This window comes from Streptomyces sp. NPDC056527 (genome assembly GCF_042794475.1).
GTDB lineage: Bacteria > Actinomycetota > Actinomycetes > Streptomycetales > Streptomycetaceae > Streptomyces.
Genome location: NZ_JBHTTQ010000040.1, coordinates 47,659 through 63,890, shown reverse-complemented (window position 1 = coordinate 63,890; position 16,232 = coordinate 47,659). Strand labels below are relative to the sequence as shown.

Sequence of the window (16,232 nt, the reverse complement as noted above, 5' to 3'; positions counted from 1 at the left end):
GACGCATGGACTCGTGGCGGGGGAGAGCGCGTGACATCAAGGCCCGGAGCGATACACGCCTCACGCCCCCAGCGCCGCGTCCGGCGCAGTCCGCTGCTGTACACGGCGCCGATCGTGCTGCTCGTGCTGCTCACCGCCGTCCTCGGCTGGGAGATCGTGCGCGCCAACATGACCGAGGAGGCCAGGACCGACTGGCCCTGGCGGCTGCAGCTGCTGGACATGGAGCCACTGGGCAGCCTGCTCGCGGTCGCGGCGGCCGCGGTACTGGGGCGGGCGCAGTACGCCCGTACCGTACGGCCCTACCTCGGGCTCCGCGCCGACTGGGCGAGCGGGAACCTCCGCGGCGGCGCGGACGAGTGGCGGGTCGGACTGCTCAACGGAGGGCAGCACACCGCCGTGATCGAGCGGTACGAGTGCGGGGTCGTCCTTCCCGGAGAGTCCGCGCCCGGGTCGTGGACCGATGTCGCCGGCGCGGTGCAGCTGCTGACCGCGGCAGGACTGACCGTCAAGGAGGACTACCAGATCGTCTCCTTCGGCCGGTTCCCGCTGGTGGGCACCGGAAGCTACGACACCCTGACGGTCGCCTCCTTCTCACGGCGCTTCGTCGGCGAGGTCGACGCCTTCTACATCCGGGTGCGGGTCGTCGACACGGTGGGCGACAGCCATGAGCGGATCATGAACTGCCTCGAGGGAGCGCGGGCGAGCGGCTACGCGCCGCCGTCCTCCTGAGCCCGCAGCCACTCCAGGACACGGGGGAGCGCGTACTGCGCCGCGAAGTGACCGGCGCCCGGCTCCAGGACGAGCGTGGATCCGGCGATCCGCCCGGCCAGCCAACGGGTGTGGGAGGGCGGCGAGAACGCGTCGTCGAGGCCGTGCCAGAGCAGGACCGGTGCGGTCACGTCGGAGACCTCGAAGCCCCATGGCCGGGTGAAGGCCAGGCAGTCGTCGGTCCAGCCGTGGTGCGAGGTGCCGAGCGCCTCGCGGTAGGTGCGCAGCAGCGTCGCGCGCACGGCGGGATCGGAGACGACCGGCAGGTCGTGCTCGGACAGCTCCGCCCGCAGATCCTCGATGAGACCCTCCGGATCCTTCCGGACGGCCGCGGCCCGCGCCGCGAGGTCCTCGTCGAGCAGCTCGGGCGACTCGGCGGCCAGACCGTACTCGCGGACGTTGAACGGTGTCATGCCGGCGAACCAGTCCAGACCCGCCGCGTCCCGGGGCGCGATGCCCACCAGCGCCGCGGCGGCCCGGACGCGGCCGGGCAGCAGGGCGGCGCAGGCGAGCGCATGCGGGGCGCCGCCGGAGCGTCCGACCACGGCGAAGCGCCCGACCCCCAGCGCGTCGGCGACGGCCGCGGCGTCCCGGGCGGCGTCGGCGACGCGCCGGCCGGGGAGCCGGTCCGAGCCGCCGTACCCGGGACGGTCGTAGGCGAAGAACCGCACGTCGGCGTGGTGTGCCGCGAGGCCGGGAAGCGCCGTGCCCAGCCGACTGCCCGGAGTGCCGTGCAGGAGCAGGACGGGGGTGCCCGAGGGGTTGCCCCATTCCTCGGCCGTCAGCAGGCGGCCGTCGTCGGTGCGCACATGCTTGCCCATGGCCTCGCAGCGTACCGCCGGACCGGCCGCCCGTACCTCGTCTCAGAGGGGCCTGGCGAACTCCAGCCGGTCGGCGAAGTTCACGTACCCGGCCCGCTCGAAGGCCCTCGCCATCGCCAGGTTGGCGGCGTCGCAGTCCCCGCGGATCTCGGTGGCGCCCGCGGCGGCGAGGACGCGGGTGCCCCGGATCACGACCGAGGTCGCGTACCCCTTGCCGCGGTGGGCCGGCGCGACGCCGACGAAGCCGATCACCGGAACGCTGGGGTTCTCGGCGGGCAGGCTGATCACGGCGACGGTGCCGTCCGCGTCGTAACCGAGCTCCCACCACTCGGCCTCGTGCTTCAGCTCGGCCGTCTCCTCGAAGAGCAGCTCCGCCGCGCGCCGGGCGCCGTGCTGCCGTACGTCCGCCGCGAGCCGGGCGTCCGCGGTGTCCGCGAGCAGCTCCGCCAGGACGGTGACGAAGGGCTCGGGGCCGAGCTCGGCGAGCGAGCGGAAGGTCAGACGGGCGTCGTCGGCGGGCAGGTCACCGGATTCACCGGGGTTCCGGAGGCTGAACCGGCGCCCGTCGCGGACGGCTTCGTAGCCCGCCGTCCGCAGCAGCTCGCCCCGGCGCTCCGGGTTCCGCTGGAACTGCGGGGCCTGGGCGGGGGAGTCGACGACATGCTCCAGCTCCGTCGCGCCCAGCTCCCTCGCCGTCGCGGCCGCCGCGTCGAGCAGCGCGGTCGCGGTCTCCGGCGAGTCCGCGGGAGCCTCGAACAGCACGACGGCGAGCGGGACGTCGTGCCCCGGTATGGTCCACAGCACCACGCTGCCGGTGAGCCGTCCGTCGTCGTCCTCGGCCACCAGACACCACTCGGGCCGGGTGCAGGCGCTGTCGAGGAGTTGGGTGAGGTACGCACGGGTGGCGGCGTTGCGCTCGGTGTCACCGGAGTGCTCGACCAGGGCGGGGAGTTCGTCGGGACGGGCGGGACGGACGATCGTCACAGAGGGAGCCTTGTCGGTTCGGGGGTGGTGTGCCTCGCGAACCTAACCGCCGAGTGGCCGACGGACCAAGGGATTTCACGGTCGGGTCGCCCGCGGGCTCTCACTCGGTGGCCGTGCCGGACCCCCTCGGCTCATGTGGTGGCCGCGCCGGGTTTCCCGGCCGCCGGCTCCCGCCCGGGCTTGTGCTTCAGCGAGGACATCACCAGCGTGATCGAGCTGCCGACGACCGCCCAGGCGGAGAGCACCAGCAGTGAGCCGGTGACGTCGTTGCCCTTGAAGTACGCGATCGAACGCGCCACCCAGGTCCCGGCGCCCGGAGGCAGGGCGGGGCCGATCGCGTTCCAGAACGGTGGCAGCATCGGCAGCGGGAAGGCGCCCCCGGCGCTCGGGTTGCCCGCGACCACGATCAGCAGGATCGCGAGACCGATGCCGACGATGCCGAAGACCGACTGCAGGGCCAGGGTCGCCGCGCCCACCGCGAAGACGACGAGGGCGCCCAGGCCCCACAGCGCCGCGACGCTGCCCGGCAGGGCGCCGAGGATCGGACCCACGATGATCGCGCCGCCGAGGCCGCCGAGGATCGCGTAGAGCGCGAGCACCCCGAGCCGGATGATCGCGCGCTCGGGGTTGGCGGGTCGCGCGCCCGAGCTGATGGCGAGGATCGCGGCACAGATGTAGCCGCCGACGCACCAGCCGACGACGAGGTAGAACGCCGAGAGGCCGTCGAAGTCCTGAGGGGAGGCGGGGGCCACGTCGACGGTCCTGACGGTGCGCTGGTCGGCGGCCTCGAGCCTGGTGAAGAGCGTGTCCAGGGCGGAGGAGAGCACGCTGCCGCCGCCGGAGGCGACGAGCAGGGTGTCGGTGGTCCGGGCCGGGTTCACCAGCAGGGCGCCGTCGATCTCCCGGTTCAGGATCTGCTCCCGGGCCTCGGCCTCGTCCGTGACCGTCCGGGGGGCCAGCGGATCGCCGGGGAGCCTCTCCAGCTGCCCGACGAGCTGGGCGGAGACCTGTGGGGGTGCGACCACACCGAAGGGCACGTCCCGCAGCTTCGGGTTGTGCAGCGCTCCGACGTACGAGGTGATGAACAGCAGCTGGAGGGCGAACACACCGAGGACGAGCAGGGCTGCTCGCGTGGTGACGGCACTCTTCAGTTCGGCGGCGAGGCTCATGCCCCCACGCTCCGGGCCGGGTGGTGTTTGTGCAGGTGGGATGGGGCCGAACGGATGATGCGCGCGGCGTATCGTACGCACGTTCGAAATGGGTTAGGGTGAGGAAGAGGGGGTGGGAACGTACGTACGAATCGATGTGGGAGGTGCACATGCCGGGGTTCGCGCATCTGCACACCGCATCGGGTTTCTCCCTGCGCTACGGCGCCTCGCACCCCGAGCGGCTGGCCCTGCGCGCCGCCGAGCGGGGCATGGACGCCTTGGCCCTCACCGACCGGGACACGGTCGCGGGCGTGGTCCGCTTCGCGAAGGCCTGCGCGGAGGCGGGGGTGCGCCCTCTGTTCGGTGTGGACCTCGCGGTCGCGGATCCGATGCCGGCGCCGGCCGGACGGGGGCAGGGGCGGGGTGGCGACGGTGGTGCGCGCGTGTACGCCGTGAACGGATTCGGCGGCTCAGGGGTGGCCGGGTCCGGCGGCTCGGGTGCGCGCGCCGTCAACGGCTCCGGCCCGGCGGGGCACGCGTCCGGCTCGTCCGTCCCGTCCGGCTCGTCCGTCCCGTCCGCTTCCGGGGCGGGAACGGCCGGACGGGCCGTGGCCGGTACCGGCGGAGCACCCGCCCGGGGCTCAGGTGCGGCCGGGTGGCCGGTGCGGGAGGCCGGGACCTCCGCGCGGCGGGTGCCCGTGCGGGGCGGCGCCTTCGTCGACGAGTCCGCGTCCCGCGTCGTCCTCCTGGCCCGCTCCGCGGCCGGCTGGGCCGCGCTCTGCCGGATGATCACCGCCGCCCACGCGGAGGGCGAGCAGCCCCGGCTGCCCTGGGATGCCAACCACGGCGACGACCTGACCGTGCTCCTCGGCCCCGCGTCCGACGTCGGCCGGGCCCTCGCCGCCGGCCGCCCCGACCGGGCCGCCCGGCTCCTCGTCCCCTGGCGCGAGCGGTACGGCGACGCGCTGCGCCTGGAGGCCGTCCACCACGGCCGCTCCGGCACCGGGCCCGGTTCGCTCCGGCTCGCCGCCCGTACCGTCGGCTTCGCCGCCGAGCAGGGCGTCCGCCCGGTCCTCACCAACGCCGTCCGGTACGCGGACTCCGGTCAGGGCCCCGTCGCCGACGTCCTCGACTCCGCCCGCCGGCTCGTCCCCATCGACCCCCGCAAGGAGCTCGACAGCGGCGAGGCGTGGCTCAAGGACGCCGGCGACATGCTGGCCACCGCCGAGCGGATCGTCGAGGCGGCCGGCTTCCGCAGGGACGCCGCGCACCGGCTGCTCGACCAGACCATGGCGGTCGCCGACGGCTGTGTGCTCGACCCCCAGGACGACCTCGGCATGGGCTCCGCCCACTTCCCCGAGCCGTACCTCGTCGGCGCCGCGCACCGCACCGCCCAGCGCGTGCTGGCCTCCCGGGCCTCCGCCGGCATGGTGCTGCGGGGGTACGACCGCGGTCCCGGCCGGCGCGTGTACTGGGACCGGATGCACCGTGAGCTCGACATCATCGCCCACCACGGCTTCGCCACCTACTTCCTGACGGTCGCTCAGGTCGTCGACGACGTGAAGAACATGGGGATCAGGGTCGCCGCGCGCGGCTCCGGCGCCGGCTCGCTCGTCAACCACCTCCTCGGCATCGCCCACGCCGACCCGGTCGAGCACGGGCTGCTCATGGAGCGCTTCCTCTCCAAGAACCGCACCGCACTGCCCGACATCGACATCGACGTGGAGTCCGCCCGCCGTCTGGAGGTCTACCGCGCGATCATGGACCGCTTCGGCACCGAGCGGGTCGCCACCGTCGCCATGCCGGAGACCTACCGGGTCCGCCACGCGGTACGGGACGTGGGTGCCGCGCTCTCCATGGATCCGGCCGAGATCGACCGGATCGCCAAGGCGTTCCCGCACATCCGGGCCCGGGACGCGCTCGCCGCCCTCGACGAACTGCCCGAGCTGCGCGAACTCGCGGGCGAGAGACAGGCGTACGGCAAGCTCTGGGAGCTGGTCGAGGCCCTCGACGCGCTGCCGCGCGGGATCGCCATGCACCCGTGCGGGGTGCTGCTCTCGGACGCCTCGCTGCTCACCCGTACCCCCGTCGTGCCCACCAGCGGCGAGGGATTCCCCATGGCCCAGTTCGACAAGGAGGACGTGGAGGACCTCGGGCTGCTCAAGCTCGACGTCCTCGGGGTGCGGATGCAGTCCGCGATGGCCCATGCCGTCGCGGAGGTGGAGCGGGCCACGGGCGAACGGCTGGACATCGACGACCCGGCGCAGGTGCCGGCCGGCGACCCCGCGACGTACCGGCTCGTCCAGTCCACCGAGACGCTCGGCTGCTTCCAGATCGAGTCGCCCGGCCAGCGCGACCTGGTCGGCCGGCTCCAGCCGGCCACCTTCCACGACCTCGTCGTCGACATCTCGCTCTTCCGGCCGGGGCCGGTCGCCGCCGACATGGTCCGCCCGTTCATCGAGGCCCGCCACGGCCGGGCCCCCGTCCGCTATCCGCACCCGGACCTGGAGGGAGCGCTGAAGGAGACGTACGGCGTCGTCGTCTTCCACGAGCAGATCATCGAGATCGTGCGGATCATGACCGGCTGCGGCAGGGGCGAGGCCGACCAGGTCCGGCGCGGGCTCTCGCATCCCGAGTCGCAGGGCCGGATCAAGATCTGGTTCGCCCAGCGGGCCGAGAAGCGGGGGTACGACTACGAGGTCATCGCCCGCACCTGGGAGATCGTGGAGGCCTTCGGCTCGTACGGCTTCTGCAAGGCGCACGCGGTCGCCTTCGCCGTCCCCACCTACCAGTCGGCCTGGCTCAAGGCGCACCACCCGGCGGCCTTCTACGCCGGGCTGCTCACCCACGACCCGGGGATGTATCCGAAGCGGCTGCTGCTCGCGGACGCGCGGCGGCGCGGGGTGCCGGTGCTGCCGCTGGATGTGAACCGGTCGGCGGCCGCCCATAGAATCGAACTGGTGTCCGGTCCGCCGAAGCGGTGGGGTCTGCGGCTCGCCCTCGCCGACGTCCACGGCATCAGCGAGGCGGAGAGCGCGAGGATCGAGGCCGGCCAGCCGTACGCCTCGCTGCTCGACTTCTGGGAGCGGGCCCGCCCGCGCAAGCCGGTCGCCGAACGGCTGGCGCAGGTCGGCGCGTTGGACGCCTTCGGCGCCAACCGCCGTGATCTGCTCCTGCACCTGACCGAACTCCACCGCACCCAGCGCGGCGCCGCCTCCTACGGTGGTCAGCTCCCGCTCGCCCAGGGCCGGAAGACCGCCCCCATCGGTCTGCCCGACCTCGACGAGTCGGAGCGGCTCAGCGCCGAGCTGGGCGTCCTCGGCATGGACGCCTCGCGCCACCTCATGGGCGACCACCACGCCTTCCTGCGGGAACTCGGCGTGGTCTCCGCCAAGCGGCTGCGCGAGGCCCCGCACGGGCAGACCGTGCTGGTCGCGGGCGCCAAGGCGGCCACCCAGACCCCGCCGATCCGGTCCGGCAAGCGGGTCATCTTCACCACGCTCGACGACGGTACGGGCCTGGTCGACCTCGCCTTCTTCGACGACTCCCACGAGGCATGCGCGCACACCGTCTTCCACTCCTGGCTGCTCCTCGTCCGGGGCGTGGTGCAGCGGCGCGGTCCGCGCAGCCTCAGCGTGGTCGGGTCGGCGGCCTGGAACCTCGCCGAGCTGGTGGAGCTGCGGGCCACCGGCGGGCTGGACGCGGTGGGCGCACGGCTCGCGGAGCCCACGCCGACGCCCACCGGAAACGGTGACGGCGGCCGCCGGATCACGATGGAGACCGGTTACGAGATGAACGCCTGGGCGGACCTGAAGCCGGCCGGCGAAGGCGCGGCGACACCGGCCAGGAAGCTGTGGCACCAGAGTCCGGGGAGCGCGGGATGATCCTCTGTGTACGGTTCCGGCTCGACGGCCTCGGAGAAGCGATGCTTCCCCGGCTGGTCGGGCTGCTCGCCGAGTTCACCCCGGTCGTCGAGGCCGCCCCGCCCGACACCTTGCTCGCCGACGTGCGCGGCGCGCTGCGCTACTTCGGCTGGAGTCCGGTCGAGCTGGCCTCGGTGGTGCGGGTCAGGGCGCTCGCCCTGTACGGGGTCGACTGCGTCATCGGGGCCGGGCCGAACCCGATGCTGGCCAGGATGGCGGCGCGCGAGGCCCGCCCCGGTGTCACCCTGGTCGTCGAGGATCCGGCCGCCTTCCTGCGGGAACGCCCGGTCGTCGCGCTCGACGGGGTCGGCCGCGCCACCGCTCGTACCCTCTGCGCGTACGGACTCGACTCCATCGGCCGGGTCGCGGACGCGCCGCTCGCCGTGCTCCAGCGGCTCGTCGGCGCGAAGGCCGGCCGCGAGCTGGTGGAGCGGGCCCGGGGTATCGACCGCAGCGCCGTCGTACCGAACGCGCTCTCCCGCTCGATGGCGGCCGAAAAGGCCTTCCCTCAGGACGAGTTGGACCACTCGGCGCATCGCAGGGCGCTGCTCGCGCTCGCCGGGGAGCTGGGGGCCCGGATGCGTACGGAGAAGCAGGTGTGCCGCTCCCTGACGGTGACCGTGCGGTACGCGGACCGGTCCACCACCACCCGTACCCGCACGCTGCCCGAGCCGACCGCCCACTCGGCGGCGCTCACCGCGCTGGCGTACGCGATCCACGGCTCGTTCGGGCTGCAGCGGGCCCGGGTGCGGGGGATCGCGCTGCGTGCGGAGGGGCTCGCGCCCGCGGAGGGGGCCGCGCATCAGCTGACCTTCGACCCCGCGGACGAGAAGGCCCGCCGGATCGAGGCGGTGGCGGACCAGGCGCGGGCGAAGTTCGGCCCGGGGGCGATCGTGCCGGGCTCGCTGGCGGCCTGACGTGCACCGTACGCCCTGCTACTACTCCTTATTGACGAGAAGTCACTTTTTACCGACGCGTAACTTCCCAGTCGAGGCTACCCGTGCGTAGCTTGGCTAGAAGCAGAGCATCCCCACTTGTGGTCCGGACCGCAGGGCTCGCTGCCATCGTTCGTCACAGATTTCCCTTGAGCCGCAAGGAGATCGCACGATGCTGCCCTGGAAACACGCGCTCAGAACCCTCTCGGTCCTGCTGCTGACCGCCGCCGCCACCCTCGCGCCCACCGCATCGGCCCAGGCCGCCGCCGCCCCGAGCCGAGGCTGGAACGACTTCTCCTGCAAGCCCTCCGCCGCCCACCCGCGTCCGGTCGTCCTCGTCCACGGCACCTTCGGCAACTCCGTGGACAACTGGCTGGTCCTCGCGCCCTACCTGGTCAACCGCGGGTACTGCGTCTTCTCGCTCGACTACGGCCGGCTGCCGAACGTGCCGTTCTTCCACGGACTCGGCCCGATCGAGAAGTCGGCCGAACAGCTCGATGTATACGTCGACAAGGTGCTCGCCGCCACCGGCGCCGCCGAGGCCGACCTCGTCGGCCACTCGCAGGGCGGCATGATGCCCCGTCACTACATCAAGTTCCTCGGCGGTGCCGAGAAGGTCAACGCGCTCGTCGGGATCGCCCCCGACAACCACGGCACGACCCTCCTCGGCCTCACCAAGCTGCTGCCGTACTTCCCCGGTGTCGAGGACTTCATCACCGCGAACACCCCGGGCCTCGCCGACCAGATGGCGGGATCCCCGTTCATCACCCGGCTCAACGAGGGCGGGGACACGGTGCCCGGCGTCACGTACACGGTCATCGCGACCAAGTACGACGAGGTCGTCACCCCCTACCGCTCGGGGTTCCTCGACGGTCCGAACGTCACCAACGTCGTCATCCAGGACAAGTGCGCGCTGGACCTCTCGGAGCACGTGGCGATCGGGACGCTGGACCGGATCACGTTTCACGAGGTGGCGAACGCTCTCGACCCGGCCCGTGCGACCCCGACCACCTGCCTGTCCGTGATCGCCTGACCCCTACGGCGTCAGCGGCTGTGCCGGCCCGCGGGGACCGCCTTGCGGCGGACGGCCGCGAACAGCAGCGACGCACCCAGCGCCAGGACGGCGGCGCCGCCGACCGCGATGTACGGGGTCGCGGCGTCGCCCCCGGTCTCGGCGAGGCTCTCGCCCGGACCGGAACCGGCGGCGGCGGGCTCGTTGGGCGCGACCGGCGCCGAGGACGCGGGCGCCGTCGTGGCGGCCGGTGCGGCCGCCGTCGCCTCCGCCCCGGTCTCGGCCTTGTCGTCACCGTGCCCGCCGTGCTCCACGGACGACTTGTCCTCCCCGTCCTCGATCTCCTCGTCGGTCGGCGCGGACGCCGTCGGCGCCGGGGCGCCGCCCGTGTTGCCGTTGTCCTTCCCGAACACGACGTCGGAGCAGGTGTAGAACGCCTCGGGGGAGTCGGAGCGCTGCCAGATCGAGTAGATCAGGTGGCGGCCGGACTTGTTCGGCACGGTTCCGTCGAAGACGTAGTCGCCGTTCTCCATCCGCGGGTCGGTGACCGTCGCGAACGGCTTCGCCTCCAGGTCCGACCATGTCAGCGGCTTCGAGGGGTCGTAGCCGTCCTTGGTGACGTACAGCTCGAAGGACCCCTTGTGCGGCGCGGTCCCCTTGTAACGGAAGGTGTGCTTGCCGGAGGCGAGCGTGCTGGCCGGCCAGTCGCCGCGGGCCAGGTCGAGCCCCCGGTACTTGTCGTTGCCGGCGCTGCACAGCTTGCCGTCCGGGATCAGCTCGCGGTGCTTCCCGGCGGCGTTGGCGATGTTCACCGCGTTCCAGTCGTAGAACGCCTGCGTCCCACTGGCCGCGACGGCCGCCTTGCACGCCGCCGACTTCGGACTCTCCGGCCCCTCGGCGTAACAGGCCGAGACCCGACTCACCGGATCGGTCATCGACCCATGCGCGGAGGCCGGCGCGGCGGCCAGCCCGGCGAGCGCGAGCGGCGCGACACCGAGGGCGAGAACGGTGGCGGCCGTACGGCGGCGAGAGGTCATGGGGGGACAACTCCTTCACGAGGGTGATGTGGGGGTTGCCCAGAAACTAGCCGCCACGGAGGCGGAAAAGGCCGGTGGAGAGGGGGAGACGGCGATCCTTAGGATGCCTTTAAGGCGGAGGTAAGAGGGGGCTCAGGAAGCACCCGGCGCTGCTGGTGGGACCAGCGCTTGGCGTCCGTGGGCGTCCGCCGGCAAGGCATTCCAGGCGACGGCTCGCACTTGGTCCCGCTCGTCTGTGAAGGTGCCCTGTTGCGAGCGGGGGCTTCTGGTCGGCATGTTCTGGAATGATCACGGTGTGACGACCGACTCCCGTGAACGATCCGACATGCCTTTACGCGAAGTCAGTGTTCCCGCTCCCGGCGGCGGTCGGCTGTGGGCTGAGCGCGGCGGCGGTGGGAGCCCCGTCGTGCTGCTGCACGGGGCCGGTATGGATTCCCGTCTGTGGGACGCCGTCGTTCCCGAGCTGGCACGCCACCATGACGTGATCCGCTACGACGCCCGCGGGCTGGGGCGCTCCACGCCTCCAGGCAAGCCGTTCAGTGACGTCGAGGATCTGCGCGCCGTCCTCGACCACTTCGGCCTTCGCCGAGCCGCGCTGGTCGGGTTGAGCATGGGCGGGGAGACCGCGCTGGACTTCGTCCTGGCCCACCCGGAGCGCGTCACCGCACTGGCCCTGATCGGCGCCTCTGTCAGCGGTCATGTCTGGCCGCAACGACCCGAGTTGGCGGCCTATGACACGGCCCGGCGCGAGCGGGAGACGGCCACCCTGGCCGAGCTGGAACTGACGATCTGGGCGGCCATGGGCCGTACGGCTCCCGGAGGGGAGCTCATCGAGGCGATGGTCGCCTCGAACGCCGAGCGTCGGGCCGTGAGCGAACGGCACTGCGTCGTGCCCCCGGGCCGTGATGCCGAACCACACCTCGGAGACATCGCCGCGCCGACGTTGGTCATCCACGGCGACCAGGACCACCCGGAGATCGCGGTGATCGCCGGACGACTCGTCACCGACATCCCCGGCGCCCGCGGCGAGACGATTCCGGACGCCGACCACTACCTGCCATTCCGCACGCCCGAACGCCTCACCAAGCTTCTGCTGTCACACCTGCCCTGACACGCGGACCATCGGCGATCCGCAAGGCGATTCCTTCGGATCTTCGTCCCGGGGGTCCCGGGCGGGCGATACAGTGCGCGCCGTGGATATACCCGACTGGTTCCTCTGGATCGTTCTCGGTCTGGCCGCCTTGCAGGCCGTCGCCCTCGTCCCGGTCGTCCGCCGGGTGCGCGCACCCGACTCCGCGGTGCGCTCCAAGGCGCGTCTCGAACTGCTCGAGACCGTCGGCAACATGCTGCTCTTCTGCGGCACGGTCCTGAGTCTCGTGGTGGCGGACTCCTGGTTCTGGGTCGTCATCGCCGGCATCGCGCTCATGACCGCCGTCTACGCCGTGAAGGGCGTCCGCCTGCTGCGCGCCCGCCGCCGCCCCACGGCCTGATCCTCGTCGCGCTGCCACCCGCCCCGGCCTGCCCGCCACGAAATCGACCGATCCGAGACGGCCTAGCCCAGCCGTCGGTAGCGGCGTTCCGGGCGTCCCGTCCCCCCGTACCGGAGTGTGATCTCCGCGCGCCCCGTTTCCGCGAAGTACTCGAGGTAGCGGCGGGCGCTGACCCGGGAGAGGGAGCCCGCCTCCGCGCATTCCGTTGCCGACAGGCCCTCCGGGTGGGCGCGCAGGATGCCGTCCACGAGTTCCGCCGTGTGCGCGGCGAGGCCCTTCGGGAGTTCGCGCGAGCCCGGCGGGCGGGTGCCGAAGATCTGGTCGACGTCCTCCTGGCGCGCCTCGTCCAGTGTGTCCAGGCGCGTGCGCAGCGAGGCCACGTGGCGCAGCTGCTCCTGCAGGGCGGCCTGGTTGAACGGTTTGATCAGATAGTGCAGCGCCCCCGCCCGCAGCGCCGAACGGATCATGGCGGCGTCCCGGGCCGCCGTGATGAACAGGGCGTCGACCGCGAGACCCGCCCCGCGCAGCTCGCGCAGGACCGAGATGCCGTCCATGTCGGGCAGGAAGATGTCGAGCAGCACGAGATCCGGGCGCAGCCGGTCGGCCAGGCGCAGCGCTTCCGCGCCGCTGTGCGCGACCCCGACGACGGAGAAACCGTCCACGACCGACACATAACGGCTGTGCAGCTTCGCGACCATGAAGTCGTCGTCCACCACCAGCACCTTTGTCACCCCGACACGCTAGGTCGCGACCACAAGGACCACAACGTCCGTTGATTGCGGAAGAGAGACAGCTTCTTAACGCGCAGGCAACATGTGGGCCACTTCACATCCCTTATCGAGAGGCGGCACACGTGCGTCTGCGCACCCCCCTCGCCCTGCTCGGGGCCGCGCTGCTGGTGTTGGTGGGGCCGCCCCTGCTCTCCACCGGCGGCGGCTCCGACACCGGCACCCAGATACCAGGCCTGCGGTTCATGGTTCCCAACACGCCCGGCGGCGGATACGACATCACCGCCCGCACCGCGGCCAAGAACGCCGAGGACGCCGGTCTCACCACCGACATCGAGGTCTTCAACCTGCCCGGCGCCGGCGGCACCGTCGGCCTGACCCGGCTCGTCGGCGAGCACGGCAACGGCCGGCTCGCCATGTCGATGGGCCTCGGCGTCGTCGGAGCGGTCCACACCAACAAGACCCCGAAGACCCTCGCCGACACCACCCCGATCGCCCGGCTCACCATGGAGCAGGACATCGTCGTGGTCGGCAAGAACTCCCCGTACAAGACCATCCAGGACCTGCTCGCCGCCTGGAAGAAGGACCCGGGCAAGCTGCCCGTGGGCGGCGGCTCCTCGCCCGGCGGACCCGACCACCTCGCCCCGATGCTGATGGCCCAGGCCGCCGGCATCGCGCCGAAGAGCGTCAACTACGTCCCCTTCGACGGCGGCGGCGAGCTCCTCGCCTCCATCCTCGGCAACAAGGTCGCCTTCGGCGTCTCGGGCGTCGGCGAGTACCTCGACCAGATCGAGTCCGGCGAACTGCGGCTCCTCGCCGTCACCGGCGCCGAGCGGATCCCCGGCCTGGACGCCCCCACCCTGCGCGAGGCGGGACTCGACACCGAGTTCATCAACTGGCGGGGGATCGTCGCCCCGCCCGGACTCTCGGACGCCGAGCGCGACAAGCTCGTCGGCCTGGCGAAGAAGCTGCACGACTCCCCGCAGTGGCGCGAGTCGCTGAAGAAGAACAACTGGAACGACGCCTTCCTGACCGGTGAGGAGTTCGGCACCTTCCTCACCGAACAGGACCGGCGGGTCGGCTCGGTACTGAAGGAGCTCGGACTGTGACGAACACAGCGACGACCAAGGAGACGACGGAAGAGACGGGCACGGAGAAGAAGTCCTGGCTGCGCGAGCACTCCGAGCTCGGCGTCAGCCTTCTCCTCCTCGTCATCGGCGTCCTCGTCCTCACCGACGCCCTCACCATGAACGTCGACATCGCCCAGCGCGGCCCCGTCGGCCCCAAGACCGTCCCGGTCCTCGTCGGCGCCGGCCTGCTCGTCGTCGCCGTCCTCCTCGCGATCGACGTCCTGCGCGGCGGCCGCGGCGAGTCCGAGGGCGGCGAGGACATCGACCTCTCCGAGCCCGGCGACTGGCGTACGGTCCTGCTCCTCGCCGGAGTCTTCCTCGCCTTCGCCGTCCTCATCGGACCCGTCGGCTTCCCCGTCTCCGGAGCCCTGCTCTTCTGGGGCGCGGCCTACGCCCTCGGCAGCCGGCACCTCCACCGCGACCCGCTGATCGCGGCCGGACTCTCCCTGCTCACCTACGTCGTCTTCAACAACCTGCTCGGAGTTCCGCTGCCCGGCGGCCCGCTGATGGGAGTGCTCTGACCCATGGACTCACTGAACTCCCTGATCGACGGATTCGGCACCGCCCTCACCCCGATCAACCTGCTCTGGGCCGCCATCGGCGTACTCCTCGGCACCGCCATCGGCGTCCTGCCCGGCATCGGCCCCGCCATGGCGGTCGCCCTGCTGCTGCCGGTGACCTACGGACTCGAACCGACCGGTGCCTTCATCATGTTCGCGGGCATCTACTACGGAGCCATGTTCGGCGGCTCCACCACCTCGATCCTGCTCAACACCCCCGGCGAGAGCGCGGCCGTCGTCGCCGCCATGGAGGGCAACCCCATGGCCAAGGCGGGCCGCGGCGCACAGGCGCTCGCGGCCGCCGCCATCGGCCACTTCGCCGGCGGCATGATCGGCACGCTCCTGCTCGTCGCGCTCGCCCCGACCGTCGCCGCGCTCGCCGTCGACATCGGCGCACCCGACTACTTCGCCATCATGGTCCTCGCCTTCATCGCGGTGACCTCCGTCCTCGGCTCCTCCCGCATCCGCGGGCTCGCCTCGCTCCTCATCGGTCTCACCCTCGGCCTGGTCGGCCTCGACCAGATGACCGGCCAGCAGCGCCTCACCTTCGGCTCGCTCCAGCTGGCCGACGGCATCGACGTCGTCATCGTCGCGGTCGGCCTCTTCGCCATCGGCGAGGCCCTGTGGGTCGCCGCTCATCTGCGCCGCACGGCGGGAGAGGCCATCCCGGTCGGACGTCCGTGGCTCGGCAAGGACGATGTGCGGCGGACCTGGAAGTCCTGGCTGCGCGGCCCCGTCATCGGATTCCCCTTCGGAGCCATCCCGGCCGGCGGGGCGGAGATCCCGACCTTCCTCTCGTACGTCACCGAGAAGCGGCTCTCCAAGCACAAGGACCAGTTCGGCAAGGGCGCGATCGAGGGCGTCGCGGGACCCGAGTCGGCCGCCTCCGCCTCCGCCGCCGGCACCCTCGTCTCCATGCTGACCCTGGGCCTGCCGACGACGGCCGTCGCCGCCGTCATGCTCGCCGCCTTCCAGCAGTACGGCATCCAGCCCGGCCCGCTGCTCTTCGAGCGCGAACCCGACCTGGTCTGGGGCCTCATCGCCTCGCTCTTCGTCGGCATGGTCCTGCTGCTCGCGCTCAACCTGCCGCTCGCGCCCGTCTGGGCCAAGCTGCTGCGCATCCCGCGCCCGTACCTCTACGCGGGCATCCTCTTCTTCGCCGCCGTCGGCGCGTACGCGGTGGGCGGCGAGGCGCTCGACCTGGTCCTCCTGCTGATCATCGGCCTGATCGGCTTCGGAATGCGGCGCTACGGACTTCCCGTGCTGCCCGCCGTCATCGGCGTCATCCTCGGCCCGGCCGCCGAACAACAGTTGCGCCGGGCCCTGCAGATCAGCGACGGCTCGCTCACCGGGCTGGTCGACACACCCTTCTCCGTGACCGTCTACGCCGTCATCGCGCTCCTGCTGGCCTGGCCGCTGCTGAAGAAGGTGATCATCCGCCGTCGTAACGTGTCGGCATGACACAGGACATCCTCCTCGCAGAGAACCCCGACGTCCCCCGCGTGAAGGCCGTGACCGACGCGGCCTACCACCACTACATCGAACGGATCGGCCTCGTGCCCGCCCCGATGGAGGCGGATCACGCGGCGGACGTCGCGGCGGGGAGGGTGTTCGTCGCAGGCGACCCGGTGGTGGGGGGGGGGGGGGTGCGGGGGGGGGGCGGGGACCCCGCAAACGGAAAAAAAGCCAGCCACCC

General features: G+C 72.1%; 14 protein-coding genes and 1 pseudogene. 10 read left to right on the top strand and 5 right to left on the bottom strand.

Annotated elements, in window-relative coordinates; translation table 11 throughout:
- Positions 1 to 30: 30 nt before the first annotated feature.
- Entirely contained in the window at positions 31 to 729 is a 699-nt protein-coding gene (locus ACFQ7Q_RS20400) for a hypothetical protein (RefSeq protein WP_383557026.1), read from the top strand.
- On the opposite strand, the gene ACFQ7Q_RS20395 is transcribed toward ACFQ7Q_RS20400, so the two are convergent.
- From ACFQ7Q_RS20395 to ACFQ7Q_RS20385, 3 genes are all read right to left on the bottom strand, one after another.
- Entirely contained in the window at positions 708 to 1,589 is an 882-nt protein-coding gene (locus tag ACFQ7Q_RS20395; protein WP_383557023.1) for an alpha/beta fold hydrolase, read from the bottom strand. The genes ACFQ7Q_RS20400 and ACFQ7Q_RS20395 overlap by 22 nt on opposite strands.
- A gap of 42 nt (positions 1,590 to 1,631) precedes the next feature.
- A complete protein-coding gene (locus ACFQ7Q_RS20390; RefSeq protein ID WP_383557021.1) occupies positions 1,632 to 2,573 on the bottom strand; it encodes a GNAT family N-acetyltransferase in 942 nt (313 codons plus the stop codon).
- A 131-nt stretch (positions 2,574 to 2,704) separates the two neighbouring features.
- A complete protein-coding gene (locus ACFQ7Q_RS20385) occupies positions 2,705 to 3,742 on the bottom strand; it encodes a DUF3533 domain-containing protein (protein ID WP_383557019.1) in 1,038 nt (345 codons plus the stop codon).
- Positions 3,743 to 3,891: 149 nt separating this feature from the next.
- On the opposite strand from ACFQ7Q_RS20385, the gene ACFQ7Q_RS20380 reads away from it, so the two are divergent.
- The 3 genes from ACFQ7Q_RS20380 (at position 3,892) to ACFQ7Q_RS20370 (ending at position 9,612) form a co-directional block, all read left to right on the top strand.
- The gene (locus ACFQ7Q_RS20380) at positions 3,892 to 7,605 is read left to right on the top strand and encodes a DNA polymerase III subunit alpha (RefSeq protein WP_383557017.1); all 3,714 of its coding nucleotides are present in this window, start codon (positions 3,892 to 3,894) and stop codon (positions 7,603 to 7,605) included.
- The gene (locus ACFQ7Q_RS20375; RefSeq protein ID WP_383557015.1) at positions 7,602 to 8,561 is read left to right on the top strand and encodes a hypothetical protein; all 960 of its coding nucleotides are present in this window, start codon (positions 7,602 to 7,604) and stop codon (positions 8,559 to 8,561) included. The genes ACFQ7Q_RS20380 and ACFQ7Q_RS20375 overlap by 4 nt, the downstream gene beginning before the upstream one ends.
- A gap of 190 nt (positions 8,562 to 8,751) precedes the next feature.
- Positions 8,752 to 9,612 carry an esterase/lipase family protein gene (locus ACFQ7Q_RS20370; RefSeq protein ID WP_383557012.1) on the top strand — a complete coding sequence of 287 codons (861 nt, stop codon included), beginning with the start codon at positions 8,752 to 8,754 and terminating at the stop codon, positions 9,610 to 9,612.
- 11 nt (positions 9,613 to 9,623) lie between these two features.
- Here ACFQ7Q_RS20370 and ACFQ7Q_RS20365 read toward each other — a convergent pair whose 3' ends face one another.
- A complete protein-coding gene (locus tag ACFQ7Q_RS20365; protein ID WP_383557009.1) occupies positions 9,624 to 10,628 on the bottom strand; it encodes a lytic polysaccharide monooxygenase in 1,005 nt (334 codons plus the stop codon).
- A 274-nt stretch (positions 10,629 to 10,902) separates the two neighbouring features.
- Between ACFQ7Q_RS20365 and ACFQ7Q_RS20360 the strand changes: the two genes are divergently transcribed.
- Together ACFQ7Q_RS20360 and ACFQ7Q_RS20355 are read left to right on the top strand one after the other, a co-directional pair.
- Positions 10,903 to 11,739 (top strand): alpha/beta fold hydrolase, encoded by an 837-nt coding sequence (locus ACFQ7Q_RS20360; RefSeq protein ID WP_383557007.1) that lies wholly within the window; start codon positions 10,903 to 10,905, stop codon positions 11,737 to 11,739.
- Positions 11,740 to 11,821: 82 nt separating this feature from the next.
- Positions 11,822 to 12,118 (top strand): hypothetical protein, encoded by a 297-nt coding sequence (locus tag ACFQ7Q_RS20355; protein ID WP_383557004.1) that lies wholly within the window; start codon positions 11,822 to 11,824, stop codon positions 12,116 to 12,118.
- A gap of 62 nt (positions 12,119 to 12,180) precedes the next feature.
- Here the strand turns inward: ACFQ7Q_RS20355 and ACFQ7Q_RS20350 are convergent, their stop codons facing one another.
- Positions 12,181 to 12,849: a response regulator gene (locus ACFQ7Q_RS20350; RefSeq protein WP_383557002.1), complete on the bottom strand. Its 669-nt coding sequence runs from the start codon at positions 12,847 to 12,849 to the stop codon at positions 12,181 to 12,183.
- A 122-nt stretch (positions 12,850 to 12,971) separates the two neighbouring features.
- Here ACFQ7Q_RS20350 and ACFQ7Q_RS20345 point away from each other — a divergent pair, with 122 nt between their 5' ends.
- The 4 genes and pseudogenes from ACFQ7Q_RS20345 to ACFQ7Q_RS20330 form a co-directional block, all read left to right on the top strand.
- The gene (locus tag ACFQ7Q_RS20345; protein ID WP_383556999.1) at positions 12,972 to 13,955 is read left to right on the top strand and encodes a Bug family tripartite tricarboxylate transporter substrate binding protein; all 984 of its coding nucleotides are present in this window, start codon (positions 12,972 to 12,974) and stop codon (positions 13,953 to 13,955) included.
- Positions 13,952 to 14,497 (top strand): tripartite tricarboxylate transporter TctB family protein, encoded by a 546-nt coding sequence (locus ACFQ7Q_RS20340; protein WP_383556996.1) that lies wholly within the window; start codon positions 13,952 to 13,954, stop codon positions 14,495 to 14,497. Before ACFQ7Q_RS20345 ends, ACFQ7Q_RS20340 begins: the two co-directional genes overlap by 4 nt.
- 3 nt (positions 14,498 to 14,500) lie before the next feature.
- Positions 14,501 to 15,997 carry a tripartite tricarboxylate transporter permease gene (locus ACFQ7Q_RS20335; RefSeq protein WP_383556994.1) on the top strand — a complete coding sequence of 499 codons (1,497 nt, stop codon included), beginning with the start codon at positions 14,501 to 14,503 and terminating at the stop codon, positions 15,995 to 15,997.
- A pseudogene (locus tag ACFQ7Q_RS20330) lies at positions 15,994 to 16,232 on the top strand (hypothetical protein); the annotation flags it as partial. The gene ACFQ7Q_RS20335 and the pseudogene ACFQ7Q_RS20330, both read left to right, overlap by 4 nt.